19 protein-coding genes are annotated in these 25,752 nt (G+C 54.2%); 1 reads left to right on the forward strand and 18 read right to left on the reverse strand.

All coding sequences use genetic code 11. The features are described from left to right. Window positions 1-21 precede the first annotated feature (21 nt). The 15 genes from L9H78_RS06515 to gdhA all read right to left on the reverse strand — a co-directional run bounded on the left by L9H78_RS06515 (window position 22) and on the right by gdhA (window position 17,922). Complete coding sequence (locus L9H78_RS06515) at window positions 22-414, reverse strand: cation:proton antiporter (protein WP_021352707.1); 393 nt, start codon at window positions 412-414, stop codon at window positions 22-24. Beyond that, a complete protein-coding gene (locus tag L9H78_RS06520; RefSeq protein WP_021352708.1) occupies window positions 414-674 on the reverse strand; it encodes an MrpF/PhaF family protein in 261 nt (86 codons plus the stop codon). The genes L9H78_RS06515 and L9H78_RS06520 overlap by 1 nt, the downstream gene beginning before the upstream one ends. Next, on the reverse strand, window positions 674-1,045 hold the full coding sequence (locus L9H78_RS06525; RefSeq protein WP_021352709.1) for a Na+/H+ antiporter subunit E: 372 nt from the start codon (window positions 1,043-1,045) through the stop codon (window positions 674-676). Before L9H78_RS06525 ends, L9H78_RS06520 begins: the two co-directional genes overlap by 1 nt. Next, window positions 1,045-2,637 carry a monovalent cation/H+ antiporter subunit D family protein gene (locus L9H78_RS06530; protein ID WP_249619596.1) on the reverse strand — a complete coding sequence of 531 codons (1,593 nt, stop codon included), beginning with the start codon at window positions 2,635-2,637 and terminating at the stop codon, window positions 1,045-1,047. Before L9H78_RS06530 ends, L9H78_RS06525 begins: the two co-directional genes overlap by 1 nt. After that, a complete protein-coding gene (locus L9H78_RS06535) occupies window positions 2,637-2,984 on the reverse strand; it encodes a sodium:proton antiporter (RefSeq protein WP_249617339.1) in 348 nt (115 codons plus the stop codon). Before L9H78_RS06535 ends, L9H78_RS06530 begins: the two co-directional genes overlap by 1 nt. Before the next feature lie 3 nt (window positions 2,985-2,987). Further along, window positions 2,988-5,804, reverse strand: coding sequence for a DUF4040 family protein (locus L9H78_RS06540; protein WP_249619597.1), 2,817 nt, complete (start codon window positions 5,802-5,804; stop codon window positions 2,988-2,990). 24 nt (window positions 5,805-5,828) lie between these two features. Further along, window positions 5,829-7,409 carry a signal recognition particle-docking protein FtsY gene (gene ftsY / locus L9H78_RS06545; protein ID WP_249619598.1) on the reverse strand — a complete coding sequence of 527 codons (1,581 nt, stop codon included), beginning with the start codon at window positions 7,407-7,409 and terminating at the stop codon, window positions 5,829-5,831. Between the two features lie 87 nt (window positions 7,410-7,496). Next, window positions 7,497-8,375 carry a glycine betaine ABC transporter substrate-binding protein gene (locus L9H78_RS06550; protein ID WP_249617342.1) on the reverse strand — a complete coding sequence of 293 codons (879 nt, stop codon included), beginning with the start codon at window positions 8,373-8,375 and terminating at the stop codon, window positions 7,497-7,499. A gap of 122 nt (window positions 8,376-8,497) precedes the next feature. After that, window positions 8,498-11,965, reverse strand: a complete 3,468-nt coding sequence (smc, locus tag L9H78_RS06555) for a chromosome segregation protein SMC (protein ID WP_249619599.1) — start codon at window positions 11,963-11,965, stop codon at window positions 8,498-8,500. Between the two features lie 39 nt (window positions 11,966-12,004). Further along, entirely contained in the window at window positions 12,005-13,486 is a 1,482-nt protein-coding gene (locus L9H78_RS06560) for an alanine/glycine:cation symporter family protein (RefSeq protein ID WP_249619600.1), read from the reverse strand. Window positions 13,487-13,505: 19 nt separating this feature from the next. Beyond that, the gene (gene mutM / locus L9H78_RS06565) at window positions 13,506-14,429 is read right to left on the reverse strand and encodes a bifunctional DNA-formamidopyrimidine glycosylase/DNA-(apurinic or apyrimidinic site) lyase (RefSeq protein ID WP_249619601.1); all 924 of its coding nucleotides are present in this window, start codon (window positions 14,427-14,429) and stop codon (window positions 13,506-13,508) included. 5 nt (window positions 14,430-14,434) lie between these two features. Next, the gene (gene rnc, locus L9H78_RS06570) at window positions 14,435-15,196 is read right to left on the reverse strand and encodes a ribonuclease III (RefSeq protein ID WP_249619602.1); all 762 of its coding nucleotides are present in this window, start codon (window positions 15,194-15,196) and stop codon (window positions 14,435-14,437) included. Further along, window positions 15,189-15,731 carry a YceD family protein gene (locus L9H78_RS06575; RefSeq protein WP_249619603.1) on the reverse strand — a complete coding sequence of 181 codons (543 nt, stop codon included), beginning with the start codon at window positions 15,729-15,731 and terminating at the stop codon, window positions 15,189-15,191. Before L9H78_RS06575 ends, rnc begins: the two co-directional genes overlap by 8 nt. Before the next feature lie 31 nt (window positions 15,732-15,762). Further along, the gene (locus L9H78_RS06580; protein WP_249617348.1) at window positions 15,763-16,485 is read right to left on the reverse strand and encodes a DivIVA domain-containing protein; all 723 of its coding nucleotides are present in this window, start codon (window positions 16,483-16,485) and stop codon (window positions 15,763-15,765) included. A 93-nt stretch (window positions 16,486-16,578) separates the two neighbouring features. Beyond that, window positions 16,579-17,922: an NADP-specific glutamate dehydrogenase gene (gdhA, locus tag L9H78_RS06585; protein ID WP_249619604.1), complete on the reverse strand. Its 1,344-nt coding sequence runs from the start codon at window positions 17,920-17,922 to the stop codon at window positions 16,579-16,581. A gap of 265 nt (window positions 17,923-18,187) precedes the next feature. Here gdhA and L9H78_RS06590 point away from each other — a divergent pair, with 265 nt between their 5' ends. Beyond that, window positions 18,188-19,303 carry a glycerate kinase gene (locus L9H78_RS06590; protein ID WP_249619605.1) on the forward strand — a complete coding sequence of 372 codons (1,116 nt, stop codon included), beginning with the start codon at window positions 18,188-18,190 and terminating at the stop codon, window positions 19,301-19,303. A 25-nt stretch (window positions 19,304-19,328) separates the two neighbouring features. Here the strand turns inward: L9H78_RS06590 and L9H78_RS06595 are convergent, their stop codons facing one another. The 3 genes from L9H78_RS06595 to L9H78_RS06605 all read right to left on the reverse strand — a co-directional run bounded on the left by L9H78_RS06595 (window position 19,329) and on the right by L9H78_RS06605 (window position 25,606). Further along, window positions 19,329-19,727, reverse strand: a complete 399-nt coding sequence (locus tag L9H78_RS06595) for a hypothetical protein (protein WP_021353236.1) — start codon at window positions 19,725-19,727, stop codon at window positions 19,329-19,331. A 227-nt stretch (window positions 19,728-19,954) separates the two neighbouring features. After that, entirely contained in the window at window positions 19,955-21,247 is a 1,293-nt protein-coding gene (locus tag L9H78_RS06600; RefSeq protein WP_249619606.1) for a GA module-containing protein, read from the reverse strand. A gap of 294 nt (window positions 21,248-21,541) precedes the next feature. Next, on the reverse strand, window positions 21,542-25,606 hold the full coding sequence (locus tag L9H78_RS06605) for a hypothetical protein (protein WP_249619607.1): 4,065 nt from the start codon (window positions 25,604-25,606) through the stop codon (window positions 21,542-21,544). Window positions 25,607-25,752 lie beyond the last annotated feature (146 nt).

Here is a 25,752-nt window from a genome sequence, read left to right on the forward strand (position 1 = left end):
AGGGCATATAAGCAAATCGGATTAGTCGCGTTTGCGCGCTTGTCCAGTCTCTTGTTTGTACTGGAAATCGTCGGGAGAGACGAATTCACCTTCCCAAACGTTTGCTTCATTAAATTGCACATCGACAATCGCGACGTGACGCAGGATCGACGACCGCGAAATCAAAATCGAGCCAATTGCCGAGGTGCCCAGCAGTAAGATGATCGCCCCGATGCCAACGATTGCGGTAGACCAACGGGGCTCCAGCAAGAAGACGCCGATAATAATCATCGACACACCAAAGCCTGATGCTGTCGACAGAACTGACATACGTGCGTAAACATCTCGGAAAGTAAGCATGCCTGCACCGCAGATTACGAAGTTGGCAGCGCCTATAAGGATGAATACCGAGGAAACAATTTCCATAACGTCCATTAACGAGCACCCCTCAATAGAGCACGGGATAGCGAGACTGCAGACAAAAAGCCAACCAGTGACGCGACGAGCATCAGGTCAAAGGTATAACCGGATCCTTTCAGGAACCCGCTGAGCCCGAGAAGCGCAACCAGTACAAACAATAAGAAGTCCGCGGCGGAAACTCGGTCCGAACGGGTCGGCCCCACCAACATACGATACGCTGCGGGAAGCGCCGACAGTGCGATCATAACGATTGCGATAGCGATTACGGTTGTCATTACTTAGCGTCCTCATTCAATCGCGGACGGAACATGATGCCCTTCAGCATGCGTTCTTCCATGTCCCGGAGATCTTCGCGTAGTTCATCGGCAGATTTGTTATACATACCGTGCACATACATGATGCGTACACCGTTCTTCGTCTCTCCTGCACCGACTACCAAAGTACCTGGGGTAATGGTCACCAACGCCGCAAATAGCGTGTAATGGCCGGCTTTAAAACTGCGAGATTCATAACAAGCTACACCAGGCGTCGAATCATGGCCGCGGGAAATAATGTCGCGAATAACGGACATATTCGCGACAACGAATTCTTTCAGGTACCAGAGCCAAAAGCCCAACATACGGAATGGCCAAGTCACAATATCCATTAGTTTTTCACCGCCTCAACATAGCTGGAGGTATCCATCAGGTTGTTAGCGGCTACCTCGGAATACTGCATCAAATATTCGCCACCGACACCGAGCACCAAGGTAATGACGGCAGTTATTACTGCTGGAGCAGCGAGCCAAAAACCAACACGCGATTTTGGTTTCGTCGCGGTTTTGTCCGCAGTCATCGTCTGAGAGTCGCTACGCGTATATGTGGCGACGCCACCTCCCAAGGTTGCATGAGGGCCGTCTGGGTCTTGTCCGTGCGCGGGATCCGGCAGTGGGGTTTTCGGGTTACCCCAGAAAACGCCTCCCCAGATCTTCAGCATCGACAATAGCGTGAGCAAAGAGACGACCACCATGACAGCCAACGGGTAGATCCAGTTAACCTCCCAAGTAGCTATCATCAGCGAGAATTTCGCTACAAAGCCGGAGAATGGCGGGATACCGGCCAGAGACAAAGCTGCGACGAAGAACGCAACGGCCATGATTGGTTCGCGTTTCGCCATCGCGGTCACCTTGCCCAATTCGCCGGTTCCGTATTGCACCTCGATTGCGCCGGTCGACATAAACAGGGAGGCTTTCACAATCATGTGGTGTACAAGATAGAAAATGCCCGCTGCCAAACCGAGTTCCGTAAACAACGCGACGCCCATCATGATGTAGCCGAGCTGGGAGACCATGTGGAATGCCAGAATCGAACGCGTAGTTTTTTCACCGACTGCTCCCAGGACGCCGACGACCATGGTTAAGCTGAACAGCGCGACCATGATCCAGAGGAAGCGGTCATCGCCATCGAAGAGCACCGCGTAGATGCGGTAAATCATGTAGACGCCGACTTTGGTGTGCAAGCCGGAAAACAGCGCGGTAATCGCAGGGCTGGTATATGGGTAGGTCTGCGCCAGCCAAGAGTGAACCGGCACGATCGACGCCTTGATGAACATAGCCAGCAAGCACACGGCACCTGCCAGGGCGACGGTTGGGTCTTCTTTGGCGGCACCGGCTAGCTCAGCAAGATTAATGCTTCCGGCCGTACCGTAGACCAGACCTACACCGACCATGTACAACGTAGAACCAAGAAGGTTCGACGCAATGAACAGGCGCATGCCACCTACTAGCAGTGATCCACCACGCTGGTGAATGGTTAATGCATACAACCCGTAGGACGGCAAGAGCATGATCTCAAGACAGACGAAGAAGTTAAAGAGATCGCCGGTCAAGATCGCACCAAAGACGCCGGCCATCAAAATGAGGATCAATGGTGCAGCGAAGCGCTGCTTGGTTAAACCAGAAGCAGCCGCAAACCATGCGCATACTAGGCCCAGTACGGCCGTGGTCACGAGCATCAGCACGGCGAACATATCGGCCACGAATGGGATCGAATAACCAAAGCCCCACATACCAATGTTGTGAGCGATGGTTTGCCCGTCAGAAACCAGTGGGAACAGCGCGACAGATGCTGCGATCGTGCCGGTCAGCGTCGCGAAGAGCACAATGTCTTGTAACAACTGGAAACGGTGTCCGACAACCAGGACGCCACCGAGAACTAGGGGCAGCGCAGTAAAGAGTGGTAGTAGTACAGCAATATCCATTACAGAACCACATCCTGCTCGCGTGCGAGGTTGACTTCTGGGCGGGTGGCATCGTCTTTCTTACCGACGGCTGCCGTGACGAACATCAAAACCGAAATTGAGAACGAAATCACGATTGCGGTGAGAACTAATGCCTGTGGCAGTGGGTCGGCTGCTTCCGCGACGGCCGCGGTGTCGTGGCTTCCGAATGGCTCGTTACGCGAAGCAGTACCGCCGGCTGCAATCAGGATTAGGTTTGCTCCGTGCGAGAGCAGAGTAAAGCCGAGCGCAATGCGTAGCATGTCGCGGCGCATCATTAAGTACACCGCACTGCCTACGAGCAGGCCGGCAGAAATGGCGAGTGTCATAAGTTAGTTCCTTTCTGCCTGTGGTTCGGCTTCCAGGGACCGGTCCGCAAGGTCGGCATCCGCTCCTGGTTCGCGGGCGTCGGCTTCGTCAGAATTCAGTCGAGGCATTCCCAGAAGGTTGAAAGCAGCGAGAATCATGCCAATCACGGCCAGATATACGCCAAGATCAAACAGCAGGGCCGTCGACAAGTGCAAGCCAAAAATGTGGGTGTCCAGCGGCCTGAGGAAAGAGCCTTCGACAAAGCCCAATAGACCCGTAGCTACAGCCACTGTGATGCCGCCACCGATCAGTGCCATGTATGGCAAGCGGATCTTGGCTTCGGCGTTGGATGGCGCGGCCAGGTAGACCAACGCAAATCCAGCCGAAGCAATCAACGCAGCAACGAATCCGCCGCCTGCTTCGTTGTGCCCGCGGAAAAACAGCAGGATCGACAAAGCGACGATGATTGGCCCCACCAACTTGCTGGTCGAACGCAAGAACACAGAGTTTGCGCGTGCATCAATCAGCGGAGAGTGCTTGTCCATGTGGGTATCGTGCACCGCAAGCAAGCGGTTATTGGACAGGAGTACGGCAATCGCGATACCGGCAACGCCAAGCACCGTTAGCTCGCCCAAGGTATCGAAGGCACGGAACTCGACCAGAATGACGTTGACAATATTGGAGCCGCCCGTCAGTTCTTCCGTTTCGCGCAAGAAGTATTCAGAAACATCCGATATTTCGCGGCGTCCAGTTAGAGCCAACACGGCCAGCATGGTGGAGATACCTACGGCAACCGAGAGAACAATAGACCAGAAATGCGAACGGCGTGTATCTGGAGTGAAATGGTCCGGTAGACGGTGCAGAATCAGCACCAGAACACAAACTGTCAGGATCTCCACCGTCAACTGGGTATTCGCCACGTCAGCGGCACCAAGGACGTAGAACCACAGAGTCATGCCAAAGCCCGCGATCGATACGACCACAACCACTGTCAAGCGTGACTTAGCCATCACGGTGGCCATACATCCCATTGCGACGAGTAGAACAAAAATCCAGTCAATGGCCCAGGCCCGTTCCCCTACTACCTCAGGAAGATCGTTCAGGGTAAAGATGCCGATCACCGCCAAGCTGATGACACCAAGCAGTGGTAACACGAGGTGACGCCGCATCGACGTCGTGCCAGTAGCGGCTGTGAAATACTTGCCGCCCGTATTGATGATGCCTTGGCGTAAGAATTCCACCACATATAGACCAGTGAGCGGAGCACCAAAAACTGACATCGCCCGGAACAACTGATCACGGTTCAGGACCAGCACGATGCCGACGAGGACGATGAGCGCCGACATGCCGAGTGCCATGTTGAAACCGTGCCAAATGGCGAGGTGCACATGTTGGGCTGCACCGGTAACAGCGAGCGCGGCATCGTCAACCAGGTTATCGACCGCACCCGGGTATACGCCCAATGCAAGCGTCAGCAAAGCCAACAACGCTGGGATGACCCAGAAAGTGAATGCAGCTTCTGGGACGGTCTTGTTTACGTCGGTTTCTGCAACACTGCCCCGTGCTCCGAAAACACCGATGATGTATTTAAAGGAATATACAAAGGTAAACATCGACGTCACGACCACGCCGGCGGTGATTAGAACGTTCATGTTGTCACCGAACGGTGCATCCAACGCAGCCTCAATCAGGCCTTCCTTGGATACGAAACCGAACAGCAACGGAATGCCTGCCATCGAGGTTGCGGCGATAACCACCAAGGTCTTGGTTACCGGCATTTTGGTACGGACATAATGCAGCTCAGAGTACAAACGCGTACCAGATTCATGCTCGACGATGCCGACAGACATGAACAACGCAGCCTTGAAGCACGCGTGCGCAATGGTGTGCACAATGGCCGCCGTCAGTGCTGCATCCGTGCCGATACCAACCGTGGCCACCAAAAGTCCGAGCTGCGACATGGTGGAATAAGCAAGCAGCTCTTTCAAGTCATCGCGGGTCACGGCGGTCATGGCACCAAAAGCAGCCGTGAACAAACCACACACAATGAGCAAAATGTTCCAGATGGCTACTTCGCCAAATAGCGGAGAATAGCGCAGAATCAAGTAGATTCCTGCTTTAACCATTGCTGCCGCGTGGAGATAAGCAGAAACCGGAGCGATAGCTACCATAGAATCAGGCAACCAAGCTTGGAATGGGAACTGCGCAGACTTTGTAAACGCGGCCCCTGCGATCAACATCGCTACCACAGTCAAGGTTCCAGGATTGTCGGCCCAATAGTCTGACGCGATGACCTCACTAAGCTGCAGTGTAGCCGTCGACACAGACATGATGATGGTTGCCGTCAGCAGCAACAAACCACCAAGGACGGTGACCAACAGGGTTCGGATAGCTGGCTGTTGACCCTTTTCACCGGAATTCCCAATGAGGAAAAACGAACACAGCGTCGTCATTTCCCAAGCAACATAGAAAACAAACAGGTTGTCAGTAGTCACCAACAGAGCCATTGCCGCCGCGAAGCCGGTGATAAAGAAGTAGAACGCCGAATCCTTGTGGTGCAGGTAGCGAGTGGAATACATCAGCACCCCGGCGCCAATCACTAGGACCAGCAACAGGAATACGAATGATAGACCGTCCAGGCGAACGTTGAAGTCCACGCCCAACGAAGGAATCCACGGTACTGATTCCGTGTGTATCCCATCGTAGACGGCAACCCCCATGATGGTTGCAACGATCAGCGGTAGAGCCAACACCCAACCCGCATTTCGGCCTAGTAGGCGCGAAAGCAGCGGGGCGCTGGCCACCGTCACCCCGAGTAGCGCTAATAAGGAAAAAATCATCGTCGTTTAGATTATCACGTAGAGCTAACGCTCATTGCCCAGGAGCGCATCGACAAATGACTCGATTTCAAACGGGGCCAGATCGTCCGCGCCTTCGCCCAAGCCAACGAGCTTGACCGGTACTCCTAGTTCTTCTTGTACTTGGAACACAATGCCGCCCTTCGCCGTGCCATCAAGTTTGGTCAAAACGACACCGGTGATGTCGACGACTTCACGGAAGATCCGCGCCTGGGCCAAGCCATTCTGGCCGACGGTGGAGTCGATGACCAGGAGCACCTCGTCAACTTCCGCCTTCTTTTCGATGACACGCTTAACCTTGCCCAACTGGTCCATCAGGTTATTCGAGGTATGCAAACGACCGGCAGTATCAACCAACACCACATCAACACCCTCGTTGACTCCCGTCGCCACGGCATCAAAAGCGACAGAAGCAGGGTCTGCTCCTTCAGCACCGCGGACGGTGGTCGCCCCAACGCGACGGCCCCATGTTTCCAGCTGGTCGGCTGCTGCAGCACGGAAGGTATCGGCAGCGCCGAAAACCACATCATGCCCCATTGCTACTAACACGCGACCGAGCTTGCCGGTGGTGGTTGTCTTACCGGTGCCGTTAACGCCAACAATCATGGCGACGGCCGGTTTACCGTCATGTGGCATCGCTTTGATGGAACGATCCATCTCTGGTTTGCCTACTTCAATAAGCGCCTCGCGTAACATCGCGCGGGCCTCGGCTTCGCTCGATACGCCGCGCTCAGAGATTTTCTCACGCAGCAAATCAGTGACTTTCATGGTGGCATTCGTTCCCAAATCCGCCATGATCAAGGTATCTTCAATTTCTTCCCATGCGTCCTCATCCAGATCGCCTGCGGTGAGAAGCCCCAACACTCCTTGCCCGATCGCATTTTGCGACTTGGATAACCGACCCCGCAATTTAGACAAACGTCCCGCAGCCGGAGCGATATCATCTTGAGGCTTCGGCTCCGGTTCTGGTTCTGATTCCGGTTTAGGTATTGCGTCCGGTTCTGGTTCTGATTCCGGTGCCGGTTCTGTCTCTGGTTCAGGCTCTGGCTCTACCTCTGGTTCCGGCTCTACCTCCGGTTCTGCCTCTGTTTCTGAAGCTGACGGTGCAGTTGCCTCTACCCGTCCGTCAACAGAGTCTTCCGCAGCAGACTTTTCGGTCTTTGGCTGTTCGGTTTTTGGTTGTGCTGGAGCTTCTTGCTCCGCTGACTCGACAGCCTCCGCATTCCTAATGGATTCCTCATCTGACGCATCAGCCGACGCTGGAGCAATTGGTTGCTGCTTAAATTCAGGCTCAGGCTTAGCAGCAGGTTGTTTTTCCCCTGCCCCACCCGGAGCAAAATTAAAGCCTCCAGTGGCTTGGTAATTACCAGATTTTTGCTCTTGGGTTAGCTGTTTTGGCTCTTCGGAATCCTCACCACCGAAACTAACCATTTTCGACTTTTTGCGCTTCGCTCCAACGATTAGCGCAATAATGATGATTAGTGCCAACGCGACGGCGGCAACAATCACCCAAAACGCGACGGCATTGTTCGTCGCAAAGTCTATGAGACTATCCCACCATGATTCTGAAGTATCCATGGTCTCCATTCTGGCAGCCTTCCTCGTTTTTTACATGCGCATCCCCAAAAATGGCATACGCTGTTATTTCGTGGTTTTTAGTTGTCTTTTCGTTGTCTACTCAGTAGGCCAGGCCGGTAAAGAATCGCCGTAATTTTCGATCCACTCTGCGATAGCCTCTTGCTCTTCGCCTTCGTCATATTTGTTCAACAATAAGTCTTCGAGCGCACCGTATTCCTCATCCGACAGCGAAATTTCAGAAATCCACTGCGCCAGCTCTGGGTGCTCAGCGGAAAAATCAGGGCGAGCCAGCGTATGCAAGCCTTCTGGCTCCCCCAAAGCACCTTTCGGATCCGCCAAATCTTTCACTGGGTACGTATTATTTGCCCAATACGGACGCCACAGTGTCACCACAACATCGCGTTTATCGGAAATCGCGTCGTCCAACTCCGCCAACATCGCCGGAGTCGACGAAGTTTTCAGCGTGTAGCCATCCAAACCATATTCCGGCATCACCTCGTTTTCAACGACGTTCACCGCGCCAGAACCCGCCTCAATTCCGATGATGTCGCCGTCGAAGCGCGCTTCTGCACCAACCAGATCCGCAATAGAATCCAGTTCACTGTATTCCGGTACAGCAAGCGTCAATCGTGCATTCGGGAAGAAAACCCCTATGTCTTCAATATTGTTTTTGAATCGCTCCCACTGGTCTTTATTGGTACGCTCCGGCCAGCTGGACGGCACAATGTCAATATCACCATTAGATACGGCTGTATAAACAGCAGCAACGTCATTAACGTCGGTGTGCTCGAAGCTATAGCCGTGGTCAGAGGCGACGTATTCAATTAAATTCGCCATGAGCAGCATGTCACTCCACGCTGTCATATATCCGAAAGTCAGTTCTTTGTCATCGCCGTCGTTGGGATCACTCGCACACGCACCCAGGACCAACGAGGTACTCACCAGCATGGACACAAAAGTCATTTTCTTTTTCACAGATGCCAGTCTACGTGCCTTAAACGTCACTGACTGCAACCTGCAAACATGCCACTTTTACCGGCACATCGCAGGCATCGGTAGCTGCGCCTAAGCTTCAACCGCAGCCCTTGGCGGACCTACTATCCGCGCGCCAACCGCTGCGAAAGCACGTGCGTCACACCATCCGAGCGCATCGTCACGCCATAAAGTACATTCGCGATATCCATCGTCGGTTTCTGGTGCGTGATCACAATCAATTGCGAATCCCTGCGCAATTCCTCGAACAAGGCCAGCAACCTGCGCAGGTTCACATCATCCAAGGCGGCTTCTACCTCATCCATCACGTAAAACGGCGACGGACGCGCACGGAAAATCGCCACCAACATTGCCAATGCAGTCAGTGATTTTTCCCCACCCGACAGCAGAGACAAACGCTTCACCTTCTTCCCCGGCGGCCGAGCTTCCACCTCGATGCCGGTGCTCAGCAGGTCTTCTGGCTCGGTCAAAAGCAACCGAGCTTCGCCACCAGGAAACAACGTGGCAAATACGCGCGGGAATTCCGCCTCCACATCTTTCCAGGCTTGGGTAAACAATTCTAGGATTTGCTGGTCGACCTCGGTGATCATGGTTTGCAGATCGCGCCGGGTCTGGATGACGTCGTCAAGCTGTTGCGATAAGTAGTTGTACCGCTCCTCCATCGCTTTGAATTCTTCAAGTGCCAATGGATTAACTTTGCCCAACGCCCCCAGGTCCTTTTCGGCGCGCTTGAGCCGCTTCGTTTCTGCCGCGCGATCGAAATCTTCCCCCGGACTATAATCGCGCACCAGATCCTCGATCGCGATACCCAGCTGCTCACCGACTTTATTTTCGGCTTCTTCGACGCGTACGGCGGACTGTGAGGCCTCCATATCTGCTTGATGAAATTCCTTCGTCACCGCGTCCAACGATCGCCGCGCTGCCGAAACTTCCGCGCGTACTGTGTTTAAGCGCGTATTTGTTTCATTCCGTCGAGCACTAAGCTCATCACGATGGCGACCGGCCCGCTCGGTCGCAGCTTCCGCCCGTTCTGCAATTTCTTGGGCATGGCCTAGCACTGCCTCAGCCAACTCAGCCTGTTGTTTGCGGCGAGCCATGGCTTGTTCATGCCTACGCTTAGCTACCCTCTCGTGTTCTGCTTGCCGACGCAGCGCGTCACCTTTTCCGTGCGCCTGCCCGGCCCGGTCTTGCGCACTGCGTGCGGCCACAGCGGCATCCATCTCTCGCACCTTAGCTTGGGACAATGCTGCCTGTGCCGCCTGTCGTTGCTGCTCTAGAGCTTCAGCTTCTTCCTTAGCATCACCGGCTTCTCCGGTGTCGTTGTGCTTATCGACGCGCGCCAGCCGGTCACTGACTTCCCTGTGCTGCGCTTCCAGCTCCTCGCTGCGTGCGCGCGCCTGCTGTGCTCTCTCAGCAGCAGTTTCATGCTCTTTGGCGTAACGTTCCACCTGTTGGTGCACACGCTGTTCTTCGCGTTCTGCTGCTTGAATGTCTTTATCATGTTCCCGGAGTGCGGACCCGTGATGGGCGGATTCTAAACGGGCTTCTTCCGCCGACTGCTTCGCACCTGCGATGGTGCCAGCCAGCTGCTCCAATTCCGCTTGTGCAACGCGCAGCCCCTGTTGCGCCTGCGCAATCTCCGAGCTGCGCTCCACCGCAGAACCTGCGTGTGAGCCAACTTCAACCCAGCCTTCACCGATCAGCAGTCCGTCACGGGTAACCGCACGCAGGCGTGGATCCTCACGAATCAGTTCTCGCGCGGTGGCGTAGTCTTTCGCGACGACGACGTCGGCAAGCATCCGGCCTACTGCTACTGCCACGGAATCATTCACAGTGACGTGGTCAAGTAACCACTCGGCACTAACCGCAGTATCCACATGCCAGGCAGTCGCGCTTCGACTCGTATCCACCAATACCGCGCGCGTGGAATCAACCGCCCCAGCAAGTAACTCGGACGAAACGGGACCAGCCAATGCTTTCGCGTAGTCGCCTAACGCAGCAGAAAGCGCCGCTTCCCATCCGGCATCTGCTCGCACAAGATCAACCAGATCACGCCAAGAATCATCCAGATGTTCTCGGATGTCTTGCTTCGGTGCTTGTGCCTGCAAAGTGTCGATACGCGATTGCAAGGTATAGACCACACGTTCGCGCTCTCGTTGAGTCTCACGTAAGTCATCTAGGCGCTGCTCGGCAGCTGTCGATTCAGAACTGGCTTGTTGTGCACGCGCGGCCAAGGTTTCGCGCTGTCCACGCAGTTCCTTAGTTTTTTGCGCCCATTCACGGGCTTCTTTGCGCACCTCTTGCAGGCGTGTGCGAGCTTCCTGCCCTGTTTCTTCTGCACGCTCCAGGTTTTCACGGGCGCTGTTCAGCTGCTGCGAGACGGATTCTTCTTCCGCCACCAGGCGCACCACGCCTTCGCGTCGGTCGGATTCTGCGCGCAATCGTGCCAGGTGCTCCCGCTCAGCTTCTTGTACGGTTTCGTTGAGCTCAGCGACTTCTTCTCGAATCTCTTCTAGCTCTTCTGCAGCCGCTTCAGCGGCTTCTACGAGTTCTTCATGCTCTTCATCTGCGCGTAACGCCCGGGCTTCCAATTCGTCGGGGTCTTGGCCAGAATAGGCAGCGATGTTCCTGGAATTGCGTGCTCTGTCGGCAGCAATGCGCACAGTGGCAGCGATGCGTTCACTCAACGCGGACAGACGGAACCATAGGTTTTGAGCTTCTTGTTCTGCTGGGGTGACCTGGGAAAGCTCGGATTCGGCTTCCGTCTGCCGAAACTCTGCTTCTTCCAGGTGTTCCTGGTTGGTCTCCACCCGCCCGCGCAGCTCTTCCGCTTTTGCTGCCGCCTGTTCTTTATGCCCACGCAAGCGCACAATTTTTTCACCCGCCAGCACCAGCCGGGCCTCGCGCACCTCTGCTTGCACAGTTGCAGCCCTACGTGCGGTTTCGGCCTGCCTTGCCAGTGGTTTGAGCTGTTTTGATAACTCGTCAGTAAGATCTTGCAGACGATCCAAGTTCGCCTGCATACCGTTGAGTTTGCGCTGAGCTTTTTCTCGCCGACGACGGTGTTTGAGCACGCCTGCAGCTTCTTCGATATAAGCACGGCGTTCTTCCGGTTTCGACTCCAGGATCTCAGACAGTTTTCCCTGGCCAACGATAACGTGCATCTCTCGCCCGATGCCGGAATCTGACAATAATTCCTGAATATCGGCCAGTCGGGCCTTAGCACCATTGATTTCATATTCACTGGCACCGTCACGGAACATGCGCCGTGTCAGGCTGACCTCGGTGTACTCGATCGGCAGCTGCCCGTCGGCATTGTCAATCGTCAGAGTAACTTCAGCGCGTCCGAGCGGTTTGCGCCCTCCCGCTCCGGCGAAGATGACATCTTGCATTTTGCCGCCACGCAGCGTTTTCGCGCTGCCTTCCCCCATGACCCAGGCCAGCGCATCCACGACGTTGGATTTTCCAGAGCCATTTGGCCCGACAACTGCACAGATGCCGGGCTCAAATTTCATTGTCGTCGCCGAAGCGAATGACTTAAACCCTTTGAGGGTTAATGCTTTTAAGTGCATAGACTATGTGGACTATGTCTGGAACCAGCCCAGGCTGGTTTATTTCAGCACGTCTTCTTCGCTGCGGCGGGTTACTGGATCGGACCCGTCCCAGGCTTCGACGTTTTTCAGGCCTGGCAGCATATCGCGGTGGAATACCGGATCCTGGCCGCGGCGCTTTTGCTGGTTGTAGTTCTTCAGCAGTTTGAGCGCAACTCCACCCAGCGGAACAATCGCGATCAGGTTAAGGACCACCATTGTCGCAGCGAAGGTATCTGCCAGCGCGAAGACTACAGGGATGCTGGTGACGGAACCGATAATGATGAAGGCCAGCACGCCTACTCGGAAACCATTGAGAATCTTGGGAGATTCCGTCAGGTATTGCAGGTTGGTCTGTGCCAGGTAGTAGTTACCCAGTACGGAGGAAAACGCCAGGCAGAAGATGATGAAGGTGACAATGTGGATACCCCAGTTGCCAACCTCGTTTGCCAAGGCGGTTTGGGTCAGTGCAGCGCCTTCAATGTTATCCAGCCCGTACTTGTGGTCGCCGCCAAGCAAAATGATGAAAGCGGTAATAGAGCAGACCAGCAGGGTGTCGAAATATACGCCCAAGGTCTGCACTAAGCCCTGCTTGACCGGGTGAGAAACGGTAGCGGTGGCAGCAGCGTTCGGAGCGGAACCTTGGCCAGCCTCGTTAGAGAACAAACCGCGGCGCATACCGTGGGAGAAGGCCGCACCGACAGTGGCACCGACAACCTCGGTAACTCCGAAAGCATGACCGATGATGTGGCCGATCATTCCCGGAACTTCGTTGATATTGATGATGATGACCACCAAGCCAATGGTCACATACAGGCCGGCCATGAATGGGACAATGACCTGGGTGAAGTTTGCGATGCGCTGGACACCGCCGAAGATGACTACGGAAGAAATCGCAGCCAAGACGATGCCGATGATGAGGTTAAACACCCAACCTTCCAGGCCTAAAGAGGTAGACATGGTATCGACAATGGCGTTCGATTGGAAAGCGTTATAAACGAAGCCGAAGGTGAAGGCCAAAGCCACCGAGAACACCGCTGCCAGCGGTTTGAAGCCCAGGCCACGGGTCATGTAGTAGGCCGGACCACCACGGTAGTTTCCGCTAGCTTCTTTGGTCTTCCACAGCTGTGCCAGGGTCGCCTCAATGAATGCGGTCGCGCCACCAACCAGCGCGATAATCCACATCCAAAACACTGCACCAGGGCCACCGATAGTGATGGCTACCGCGACCCCAGCGATATTGCCGGTACCCACGCGGGAGGCTGCAGAGATAGTGAAAGCCTTGAATGCGGAAATACCGCCATATTCGGGGTCCAGGTTTTTGCCTTTACCTTTCGGCCTTTCACCCAAAGAACGGAACATGTCGCCGAGTTTGGTGACCTGTACACCACTTGTCCGCACTGCGAAGTACACACCAGATGCAATCAGCAACCACGGGATGATTGCCCAAATGCCGTCGTTAAACTTAACGATGACGGCTTCAACGCTTTCCAGGAAGTTCATAGCTTGTCACTTTATAGTGTCATTGGCACACTGCACAAAAGTGACTCGAGCGTTTGTTAATCACAATTCGAGTGATCTCATTTCCGCAGCGCAGACATGGTTTTCCGGTTTGTCCATAAGCATTTAGTGAGCGTTCGAAATACCCGCTCCCACCATTAACGTTTACGTAAAGTGCATCGAAGCTGGTACCTCCGGCGTCTAAGGCGCGGGACATCACATCGTGAGCCGCTTCCAGCAATGACACCGCCTGGCGTTGCAAGAGTTTATTCGCGGGCGTCGCCGGGTGGATTTGTGCCGCCCACAGTGCTTCGTCGGCATAGATATTGCCAATACCGGAAACAATTTCTTGGTTTAACAGCACGGATTTCACCGCAGAACGGCGTTTTCGCACTGCGCGGGCGGCGGCTAGCACATCAAAATCTGGGCTAAACGGGTCCGGGGCAATGTGCGCTGCCGGTTCTGGCAGATCTGGCTTTTCTTCCGAAAATTCGCAGACCAACCACCGACCAAAAGTGCGTTGATCGACAAAGGCGAGCTCACGCTTGTCGACGCCGGCCGCACGATGGTCGCTGATCGCACGATGATCGGCAGTACCAGCGCGGCTGTCTGTTGCATCATCACCGTCACCGCTAGTGCTCGGCACTTCCAGCTCTGCTCGAATGCGCAGGTGTTTGGAAGTCACCTGCCCGGGCTTGCCGACGAGCATCTGCCCGCTCATCCCCAAATGCACGTACAGGGCCTGGCCGTCGGTGAGTTCAGCCCACAGGAATTTGCCACGCCGACACCACTGCTTGATAACCGCCCCGCGCAGCAAACCGGGCAACGGAAACTCCTGCCCGCGGTTCGCCCGTGGGTGTAAAACCTCGACATTGCAGAACCGCGCTCCGGTTGTGTGCTGGGCCAGACCGGAGCGGACTACTTCAACTTCGGGTAATTCCGGCACGGTGGCTATACCTTAATCGCACCTGGGTTCGATTGCACCAATTCGCATGCTTGACGTGCAGCTTGCTGTTCAGCGGATTTTTTGTTCGGCCCTTGCCCATGACCGACCTCGGTCTTGCCTACTGTCGCCGTGACATAGAACGTCAAGTCGTGATCAGGGCCGGTGCGTTCGTCCGAATAGACGGCCATCGGTAGTTTTGCGACCGCGAGTGCTTCTTGCAGGGTGGTCTTCCAATCCAGCGTGCGATTGCGTGCAGAAGCACCCTCGATTTTGCTAGCAAAAAGCCGCAGGATCACCTCCCTGGCAATTTCAAAACCGTACTGCCGGTAGATTGCCCCTAGCAAGGCCTCCGTCGTATCGGCAAGGATGGAATCTTTATCTCCACCATCACTGAGTTTTTCACCTTTCCCCAACAGAATATGTGGACCAAGGTTGATCTCTCGCGCTACGTCGGCCAAGCCGTAGCGAGAAACGATGGAGGCACGCATCTTCGAAATATCTGATTCAGGGCGGTCCGGGTGGAGCTCGTATAGTTTCGCGGCAATGGACAAACCAAGAACCGCATCGCCGAGAAACTCCAAGCGCTCATTATTCGGCAGCGTGCCATTTTCATTGGCAAAAGAACGGTGCGTTAATGCCAAACAAAGATATTCCTCAGATAAATCCACCCCCAAACTGTCAAGCAGCGGGGTGTGATCAATCGATGCAAAAGCCTGCTTTAGGGCTTGTTCGCCAGTCAACCGAGTTTTCTTATTCGACCTAGTCACGGAACTTCTCCAGCCCCGCCCAACGCGGATCTACGCGCTCTTCGGTTTCTTCACCCGATACCCCGTCAGGTTCTGGAGTGGGCGCATCGTCTGGGCAGCCATCTTCACAGACCGGGTTAAACGGCAACGCGACCACTAGCTCATCAGTGACGGTTTGCAGCAAGTCAATCGTGTCCTCATGGCTGACTTGTGGAATCTCATCGCCGGAGCCGGCATCCTCGTCATCTTCCGCATCGCCGCTAATAAACTCATCGTCGGCAGCAAAAACTTGACTAACCCGGAACTCGGTCGGACGCTCGAGTGGGCTTAAACAGCGAGAACACTCTCCCCGCAGCACCGCGCTGACGTCGGCATCTGCCATAACGCCGGAACCGAGCGAATGCAGCACGGCATCGACGGTGACTTCCGCTCCCTCTTCAATCGCAAGCATTTCTGCGCCGATGCGTCGTGGCGCTGGTCCGGTATGCGTGATCTGCTCTGGGCCTTGCTGCTGTGTCAGCAGGGCTTTGACGTCGAAAACAAATGGTGATGTCATAACTCGTCCTAGCATACCGGGCTAGCCCGAACTAGTAGTCGTAACCTTCGTCGCGTTCATCCCAGCGGCGGGCACCACGGCCGTTCGCACTGACTGCCCCACCAGCTCCAGCTCCACGACGGAGGGCGGCACGATCGCGCGTCACTGTACGCAACACACCATTGAGGTTTTCTTCGAATTCACCGAGCCGGGCATCGATGTAGTCATCGCATTCAGTGCGTAGCTGTTGCGAATCAGCATGTGCTGTAGACACGATGCGCTGGGCTTCTTCCTCTGAACGGCGCACAACTTCCGCATCGGAGACCAAACGCTGTTGTTCCGCCATACCTTCGTCAACGCTGCGCTGGTAAGAGGCGTTACCGTCTGCGATCAGGCGCTCTGCTTCATCGCGAGCACGAGTCACGGTGGTTTCGGCTTCTTCACGAGCGCGCGTAGTCACGGCTTCAGCATCTGCCTCTGCACGATCGACCATGTCGGTAGCGCGGGTCTGGGCGTCGGCAAGAATGTCTTCAGCATCCGCCTGAGCGTCATCCACAATCTGGCTAGCGCGCTCTTCTGCACCAGTAAGAATCTCATTGCGGTTATCTAACACGTCCTGCGCGTCATCAATCTCCGTAGGCAGGGCGTTACGAAGATCATCCAACAAGGCCAGCATGTCATTACGCGGGACCATGCAGTTGGAGGTCATTGGCACGCCGTAGCCTTGCTCGACATGTTGGACTAGTTCATCAAGCGCTTCAAAGACACGATACATAACCGACATCCTAAACTAGCTGGATACGAAAACGGGTCTGCCACGTCGGTGCGGACATGACAGACCCGAAACTTGGCAGGTTAGCAAGCAGTTTTAGATAACGCCCTGTGCCAGCATGGCATCAGCTACCTTCTTGAAGCCAGCGATGTTAGCACCGGCGACATAGTCGCCTTCGCGGCCATAGGTCTTTGCCGTCTTCGAAATCGACTGGAAGATGTTTGCCATGATCTGCTGCAAACGTTCGTCCGTGTAGTCGAAAGACCAAGAATCACGGGTGGCGTTTTGTTGCATTTCCAGTGCGGAGGTAGCAACGCCACCGGCATTGGCAGCTTTGCCCGGGATGAAAGCAACATCCTTGGACTGGAAATAATGCGCAGCCTCTGGGGTACACGGCATATTCGCACCTTCGGCAACGTACCTGACGCCATTTTCCACCAAGCGCTTTGCATCGTCCTCATCCAGCTCGTTCTGGGTGGCACATGGCAGTGCAACGTCACCGGATTCTTCCCAAATATTGCCGCCTTCATGGAAGGTGACACCGTCGACTTCTTCGGCGTAAACGTTAATGCGCTCGCGACGTTTTTCCTTGATGTCACGCAGTTTCTCTATATCCACGCCTTCTGGAGTGGAGATGTAGCCGGAAGAATCGGACATAGCGATGACAGTGCCGCCGAGCTCCTGGGCCTTTTGGGCGGCATAGATGGCGACGTTTCCGGAACCGGAGATAATAACCTTGGAGCCTTCGAAGCTGTCGCCGAAGTGATTCATAGCTTCTTTGGTGATATAAGCGACGCCATAACCGGTGGCTTCGGTACGCACCAGCGAGCCGCCCCAGGTCAGTCCTTTTCCGGTGAGGGTGCCGGATTCGTGCTGATTAGCCAGACGACGGTATTGGCCAAACAGGTAGCCGATCTCGCGCCCACCAACCCCAATATCACCGGCTGGAACATCACGGTATTCGCCAATGTGGCGGTGCAGCTCAGTCATGAACGACTGGCAAAAACGCATAATTTCAGCGTCGGAACGGCCCTTTGGGTCGAAGTCAGAACCACCCTTACCGCCACCGATGGGCAGGCCGGTCAGAGAGTTTTTGAAGATCTGTTCAAACCCCAGGAACTTAATGATTGAGAGGTTCACCGAAGGGTGGAAACGCAAACCGCCCTTGTATGGGCCCAGTGCGGAGTTGAACTGCACACGGAAGCCACGGTTAACCTGCACCTCACCGTTGTCGTCGGTCCATGGCACACGGAACATGAGCTGACGTTCCGGCTCGCACAGGCGTTCAATGAGGCCATAATTTGCGTATTCCGGATCTTTTTCCAGGACAACCTTGAGGGAGTCCATTACCTCCGCCAAGGCCTGGTGGAATTCAGGCTCTCCGGCATTGCGCTCAAGCAGGCGGTCGTAGTAGCTGTTGACTTGCTTTTCGACGTTCACGTCTATGACCTTTCTTGTGGATTGCACCAAGGTGGCTTGCACCAACAATTTTTAAGTTTTCTCGCATCGCGTGAATTTCGCAAACAAAAACACCCCGACACCGGGAACATACCGGTCATCCTATCGGAACCTACCCCCATAAGTGTGCACTGCATCATTATCCGACAGTCCGTCACCGCGTTAGCCTGTCGTTTTTCAACGGCCATTCGACAGGTATCCAAGAACCAATCAACAGCCGATCGGCCACTCGACTACCCTGACGGCTATGAATATCGTTATCGCCCCGGATTCTTTCAAAGGTTTCGCTACTTCCGAGCAAGCTGCAGCCTGGCTTGCCGACGGCGTCGCCGAGGTTTTGCCGAATGCCACTATCACCACCGCCGGTATGGCCGATGGTGGCGAAGGCACCGCGGAGCGGTTTTCCGGTGAGACCATCACCTTGCCGACGACGGATGCCGCCGGGCGCCTGACCGAGGCGAGCTACCGCTACGATCGTGCCACGAAGACTGCTTATATCGATATCTCAGCGGCTTCTGGGCTACCCGCGGTGGCCGATAAGCTCGACGCGTTGAGTGCTGACACTTACGGCACCGGTGTGCTCATCGCGGATGCACAGACCCGCGGAGCGCAACGAGTCGTGCTGGGTTTGGGTGGCTCGGCCACCACTGATGGCGGTATGGGGATTTTGGTGGCTTTGGGGGCGGCACCACACGATAAACGTGGTTATCCGTTGCCCAAGGGTGGCGGGCCGCTTGACCGCCTAGAACACATTGATACTGCGAACTTGAATGTCGCCGCTGCGGGCATGGAGTTCGTGTTGTTGGCCGATACGACTGCCCCCGCCTGTGGCCCGCATGGCAGCGCAGAGGTTTTCTCGCGACAAAAAGGCGCCGATGATGAGCAAGTCGCCCATTTAGACGCGGCCATGCGCAATTTGTGTGAGGTAACTGGAGTAGATCCTGCCGCAGAATTCATGGGCGCAGCGGGTGCCACTCCAGTGGGACTGATCTGGTTGTCGCGTTTAATCTATGGCACCGATGATCACGTACGCCTGTTGCCTGGTGCCGCCGTTGTGGCCCAGGAATTAGGACTTCCTGCGGCTATCACACAAGCCGATCTAGTGATTACCGGCGAGGGACGTTTTGACGAGCAGTCCAGCCACGGAAAGGTTATCAGCCAGATCGCGCAGTTGGTGGATGCAGCTGGGCAGAACTCCAGCGAGAAACCTGGCCCAGTGTTGGCTATTGCCGCGGCTGAGTTCAGTGTGCAGCCGGGCGACAATGTGTTCACTGTGCGGCTGGACCCTGGTAAAGAGGTGGCAGATCAACTACGCGCTGCCGGTGCGGAAATCGCCCGAAAATTTCAGCAAACCCGCTTATAGTCGTTAGGCCTATTGCTCGCAATATCTAGCGGAAGATGTTGACCGTCCATGGGTAGGTTGCGGGTTGCTCATAGGCTTTCTCGTTTTCCAGCAGCACGCGGTCATTTGGCAGTGGCGCTTCCGGTGTTAAAAAGCGCGACAGTGCCATGGTCAACTGATTGACTGAACCTTTTACCCCGTCGACTTCGAAGCGGTAGCGGTGCATGACACCGTCTTCGAGTTCGGCGTCGTTGTGTTCGTCCTCATAGATGCGGTGCAGTTGCTCTACGACGTCTTCGGCTACTTTAGGCTTGTCGTCGAAGGACAGCTTCGCCGATTTCAGCATCTCGGATTTCACGAGTTTATCGCAGGCAAGCTCGTAGTTTTCGCGCAGGCGTTGTGCGGGTTCTACGGGGATGAGAACGTCAAACTGAATAGTTGGCATAGCGATAAGCCTACCCTCATTATTCTTTGATGCCTAGGGGCGTTCGTGTGCCGTTATTCACGGTTTTCTTGCCGACGCCACGCTGCCGTTGCGCATTCACCACCCGATATTCTTGGCACCGCGGACACATGACGAAAACCGCCACCCCGTGTGGGATGGCGGCAGTCTAGGAGGGAACGAGTTAGCGTTACACGCAGCTACAGTTGCACGCCACTACGGAGCGAGGCTTATTTCGCAGCCTTGTTCAGCTTCTCTGCAGCGTGGAAAGCAGCTTCAACTTCGAAGACCTGCTTGGCAGCAACGATCTTATTACGGGCTTCCTTCTTCTGCTCGTGGGTCAGGTGCTCGAAACCGTCGAGCTTTTCCAAGGCTAGGTGCTTGGTGCGGGCGATCGCCTTAGCCAAGAATCCAGATGCTTTCTTTGCTTCTTCGTTAACTTGGTTCTTGGCGACGCCAGCCTCGTATGCATCCTCAACTTCGTAAATGTGCTCAGCATCATTGACCATCTTCTCGTAGAAAGCCTTCTGCTGCTCGGTCAGGTGAGTCAATCCACGCAACTTCTCCAAAGCCTCTGCCTTGGTGTAGTCCAGAGCCTTTTCGACGTCAGTGTCCGGGGCCTCAGATGGGGTTTCCTGGCCTGGTGCCGGTGCGAACGGAGCGACTGGGTTGTTATTCTCAGCTTCGGCTGCCTGCGAAACAGTTTTTACCTCTTGTACTGAGGTTGCGCCTTCGATCTGCTTTTTGAAGATGCTGCGCTGCAATGGGTTCAGGTTTTCAAGCTCCTGAAGTTTAACCAGTGCTTCCTGGCGTTCTTCATTGAGATTCAGGACATCTTGATCTGCTTTCTTCTTTGCCAGCTCGAAGACGCCATTTAACTGTTCGTCAGAAATTTTACCGATCTGATCTTGAGAGAACCCGGCTGCCAACAAACGCTCTTTAATAAGTTCACGAACCTGGGCTTCAGGGGTGCCACGACGAAGGGCATCTGCAACAATGCGTGCAGTCTCTTCTGCTGCTTTTCCTTCTTCGGTTCCACCAAACTCAGCTTCCAGGCGTTGTGGAGAGTACTTACCTGCTGGAGCTGGAGTTGCCCACTTTGCGGCTGGATTCTCAGGCTGGGCAGGGATTTCCTTTTCCTGAGACTGCTTCGTAGAATCAACGATGCCCTGCAGCTCGTTGTTCAGTTGATTTTGATCATATACGGCAAGATCTTCTGCAGAGAAGCCGGCGTCACCGACCTGTGCAGCACTTTTCAGGCCGTTCTCCAGGATCTGACGAAGCTGGTCTTCGCTTGCGCCAGACTTCAGGGCCTTGTTGTACTCATCTGCAGTTTCAGCTGCGATGTTCCCCGCTTCAGTTCCGAGGAATTCAGCTTCCAGCTCTTGCTGGGTTGGCTCGTTTGCTTCCACTGCCATTGCGTAGTTGGCAGTAGCGAGGCTACCTCCGGCAACAGCCACAGCCGCCGCAATAGCAATTCCGCGACGCTTTACGGTTCCGGCGACAAACTTCAGGTTGGACACGACCGTCCCCTTTCAGGTTAGTACTCAGGGCACACCAGCGGACTACTGATGCTTTGTAGAACAAACTATAAGTCGGCATTTTGTGTTATTGGACAAAAATTACCGTGGGTTTGTTACCAAAAATATAACAGCAACCTGGCAATAAAAAACCATTCCTGACCTGGAGTAATGGCGATCTCATTCTTGTCGGCAACTGTGACAAGAGCCGCCATCCCGTGTGGGACAGCGGCTCTGAATTGTGATCGAAACCAGTTTCTAGTTCGGATCGATCAGTCTAACCAATCAAGCAACTGACTAGAAACGGATACCAATCTTCGCGAATGCGTTGCGCACGTGTTCTTGGACTACGCCAAAGCCATCGAAGTGGTTGATTGTGTGCAGGATGCCGCCGAAAATCAGGGCGAATACACCCAGTCCCGCTGCAAGACCGAAGAACCCCTTGAACGCATCAGTTGTGCTACCAGGTTTTTGGTCTTGTCCTGGTTTGTTATCGCTACCTGGCTTGCCTGGTGTTTCATTGTTACCTGGTTTGCCTGGCTCTTGCTCACCAGCACCATCACCCGATGGATACTGCTGTGCATTCACTTCTTGCGCGCGTTCAACGATATGCGCGACGTATGCACCGGTGTTGGCGTCATCAACTTGTTTTTTGAACGCAGCTTTTTGCTCCAGCGAGAGCTTATTCAGGCCATCGATAATGCGGTAAGCCTCCTGCTTTTCCTTTTCCAAAGTAGCCTTTTCTTCATCTTCGGACGCAAGCTTATCCACTAGTTTGTGTGCTTCGTCAAGAACTGCCTTTACTTCTTCGACAGTTTTCGCAGCACCAATCCGATCTTTGAATTCTGACTTCTGGTTCTCAGTCAAGCGTGCTGCACCTTCAACATCAGCTGTTGCTGCACTCTTAGTCTCTTCCAGTTTTTTAGCAGCTTCATTAGCAGCATTTTGGCGGAAGGAATTCAAAAAGTCTTCAGGAGTCCACGGCTTTTCGTTCGGCGAGAATGCTGGGGTTCCGTTTGAACCGAGTTGCTCTTGAATCTTGGCGTAATCTTCAGCTTGCTCAGCACCATCAAGTGCACCGTAAACGAGTTCTTCAACCTGCCGTTCAGTAGATGCAGCGTCAACAGCTCCCTTGTAAGCAACCTTCTGAGCATCACTCAAATGCTGCGCACCATCAATAGCAGCCTTCGCAGCACGCTTCGCCTCAACCAGATCCTCAGCAGCTTCTACAGCTTCCTGCTTGGCCACCTCATCACGATGCTTAGCAAACGGCGCAGCCAAATCCTCAGCAGTCAACGACTCCTTATTCGGATCAACCACAGGATTCGAATTAACGTCCAGCTCATTGTCCAACACAGCACGATGAGCAGCAGCATCTTCTGCTTCAAGTTTGTCAGCTAGCTGTTGAACTAACTCACGGAACTCAGACTTCCACGCAGCCTCATCATTAGCAGCACCGAAATCAAGGCCCTCAGCCCTAACCTTGTCCGCATACTTATCAACAACCGCATCAACACCCAAAGCATCCGAACCATCAGCCGGACGCAAATCAGCAGCAATCAACGACTCAGAATGCGCGAAATAATCCGCAGCCTCAGCAACATAAAACTCAGGATAAAGAGCCCGCTCCTTAGCCTGAACTAACTCACGGAACTCAGACTTCCACGCAGCCTCATCATTAGCAGCACCGAAATCAAGGCCCTCAGCCCTAACCTTGTCCGCATACTTATCAACAACCGCATCAACACCCAAAGCATCCGAACCATCAGCCGGACGCAAATCAGCAGCAATCAACGACTCAGAATGCGCGAAATAATCCGCAGCCTCAGCAACATAAAACTCAGGATAAAGAGCCCGCTCCTTAGCCTGAACTAACTCACGGAACTCAGACTTCCACGCAGCCTCATCATTAGCAGCACCGAAATCAAGGCCCTCAGCCCTAACCTTGTCCGCATACTTATCAACAACCGCATCAACACCCAAAGCATCCGAACCATCAGCCGGACGCAAATCAGCAGCAATCAACGACTCAGAATGCGCGAAATAATCCGCAGCCTCAGCAACATAAAACTCAGGATAAAGAGCCCGCTCCTTAGCCTGAACTAACTCACGGAACTCAGACTTCCACGCAGCCTCATCATTAGCAGCACCGAAATCAAGGCCCTCAGCCCTAACCTTGTCCGCATACTTATCAACAACCGCATCAACACCCAAAGCATCCGAACCATCAGCCGGACGCAAATCAGCAGCAATCAACGACTCAGAATGCGCGAAATAATCCGCAGCCTCAGCAACATAAAACTCAGGATAAAGAGCCCGCTCCTTAGCCTGAACTAACTCACGGAACTCAGACTTCCACGCAGCCTCATCATTAGCAGCACCGAAATCAAGGCCCTCAGCCCTAACCTTGTCCGCATACTTATCAACAACCGCATCAACACCCAAAGCATCCGAACCATCAGCCGGACGCAAATCAGCAGCAATCAACGACTCAGAATGCGCGAAATAATCCGCAGCCTCAGCAACATAAAACTCAGGATAAAGAGCCCGCTCCTTAGCCTGAACTAACTCACGGAACTCAGACTTCCACGCAGCCTCATCATTAGCAGCACCGAAATCAAGGCCCTCAGCCCTAACCTTGTCCGCATACTTATCAACAACCGCATCAACACCCAAAGCATCCGAACCATCAGCCGGACGCAAATCAGCAGCAATCAACGACTCAGAATGCGCGAAATAATCCGCAGCCTCAGCAACATAAAACTCAGGATAAAGAGCCCGCTCCTTAGCCTGAACTAACTCACGGAACTCAGACTTCCACGCAGCCTCATCATTAGCAGCACCGAAATCAAGGCCCTCAGCCCTAACCTTGTCCGCATACTTATCAACAACCGCATCAACACCCAAAGCATCCGAACCATCAGCCGGACGCAAATCAGCAGCAATCAACGACTCAGAATGCGCGAAATAATCCGCAGCCTCAGCAACATAAAACTCAGGATAAAGAGCCCGCTCCTTAGCCTGAACTAACTCACGGAACTCAGACTTCCACGCAGCCTCATCATTAGCAGCACCGAAATCAAGGCCCTCAGCCCTAACCTTGTCCGCATACTTATCAACAACCGCATCAACACCCAAAGCATCCGAACCATCAGCCGGACGCAAATCAGCAGCAATCAACGACTCAGAATGCGCGAAATAATCCGCAGCCTCAGCAACATAAAACTCAGGATAAAGAGCCCGCTCCTTAGCCTGAACTAACTCACGGAACTCAGACTTCCACGCAGCCTCATCATTAGCAGCACCGAAATCAAGGCCCTCAGCCCTAACCTTGTCCGCATACTTATCAACAACCGCATCAACACCCAAAGCATCCGAACCATCAGCCGGACGCAAATCAGCAGCAATCAACGACTCAGAATGCGCGAAATAATCCGCAGCCTCAGCAACATAAAACTCAGGATAAAGAGCCCGCTCCTTAGCCTGAACTAACTCACGGAACTCAGACTTCCACGCAGCCTCATCATTAGCAGCACCGAAATCAAGGCCCTCAGCCCTAACCTTGTCCGCATACTTATCAACAACCGCATCAACACCCAAAGCATCCGAACCATCAGCCGGACGCAAATCAGCAGCAATCAACGACTCAGAATGCGCGAAATAATCCGCAGCCTCAGCAACATAAAACTCAGGATAAAGAGCCCGCTCCTTAGCCTGAACTAACTCACGGAACTCAGATTCCCACGCGTCATCGACGTCAATGCCATTACCCTCAGCCTGCGCCACATAGTGTGCAACTACAGCATCCGAGCCCAAGGCTTTCGAATTATCTGATGGACGCAAGGCAGCGGCGATGTCACGAGCATAGTGGTCGAAATAATCCTGCGCCGTGGGCGAATAATATTCCGGTAAAACAGCTCGTTCGCGAGCCGCAACCAATCTGTGGAAATCAGACTCCCACACGGAATCGACAGCAACTCCATCTTTTTTCGCCTGGGTCAAAAAGTGGTTGGCGACAGCTTCAGCACCTGGGGCCTCCGAAATATCGGCTGGACGCAAACTAGCAACAATGCCAGACTCATGTTGGTTGAAGTATTCAACCGCCGTAACGCTCTGGTTCGGGTTTTCTTTTTCCACCGACGTTTCATCAACATTTTCTGTCGGCCCGTTGATAGCACTATCGGTTGGATTGCCACCAGGCCCTGTAACCAAACCGGGGGTCATTGCGCGCGAATCATCACCTAATTCCTTAGCAAAAACGTAGTTCCCGCTTACTACACCACTACCCGCAATGGCCACTGCTGTAGCAATAGCGAGGCCACGACGCTTGACCGTCCGGTTAACTGATTTTGGAATTGACAACGCTTTCCCCTAACGAAAGTCTCAACCGAACGACGATGCCCAGCTGCCGATAACACTTACAGCCAGAATGTTATAGCTTTGCTACATTCCGCACAAGAAAACCTTGGAAAATTTTCCGGTCTTACTAAGCATTTTCCTACCGCGCA

This window comes from Corynebacterium pseudodiphtheriticum (genome assembly GCF_023509295.1).
GTDB classification, from domain to species: domain Bacteria; phylum Actinomycetota; class Actinomycetes; order Mycobacteriales; family Mycobacteriaceae; genus Corynebacterium; species Corynebacterium pseudodiphtheriticum.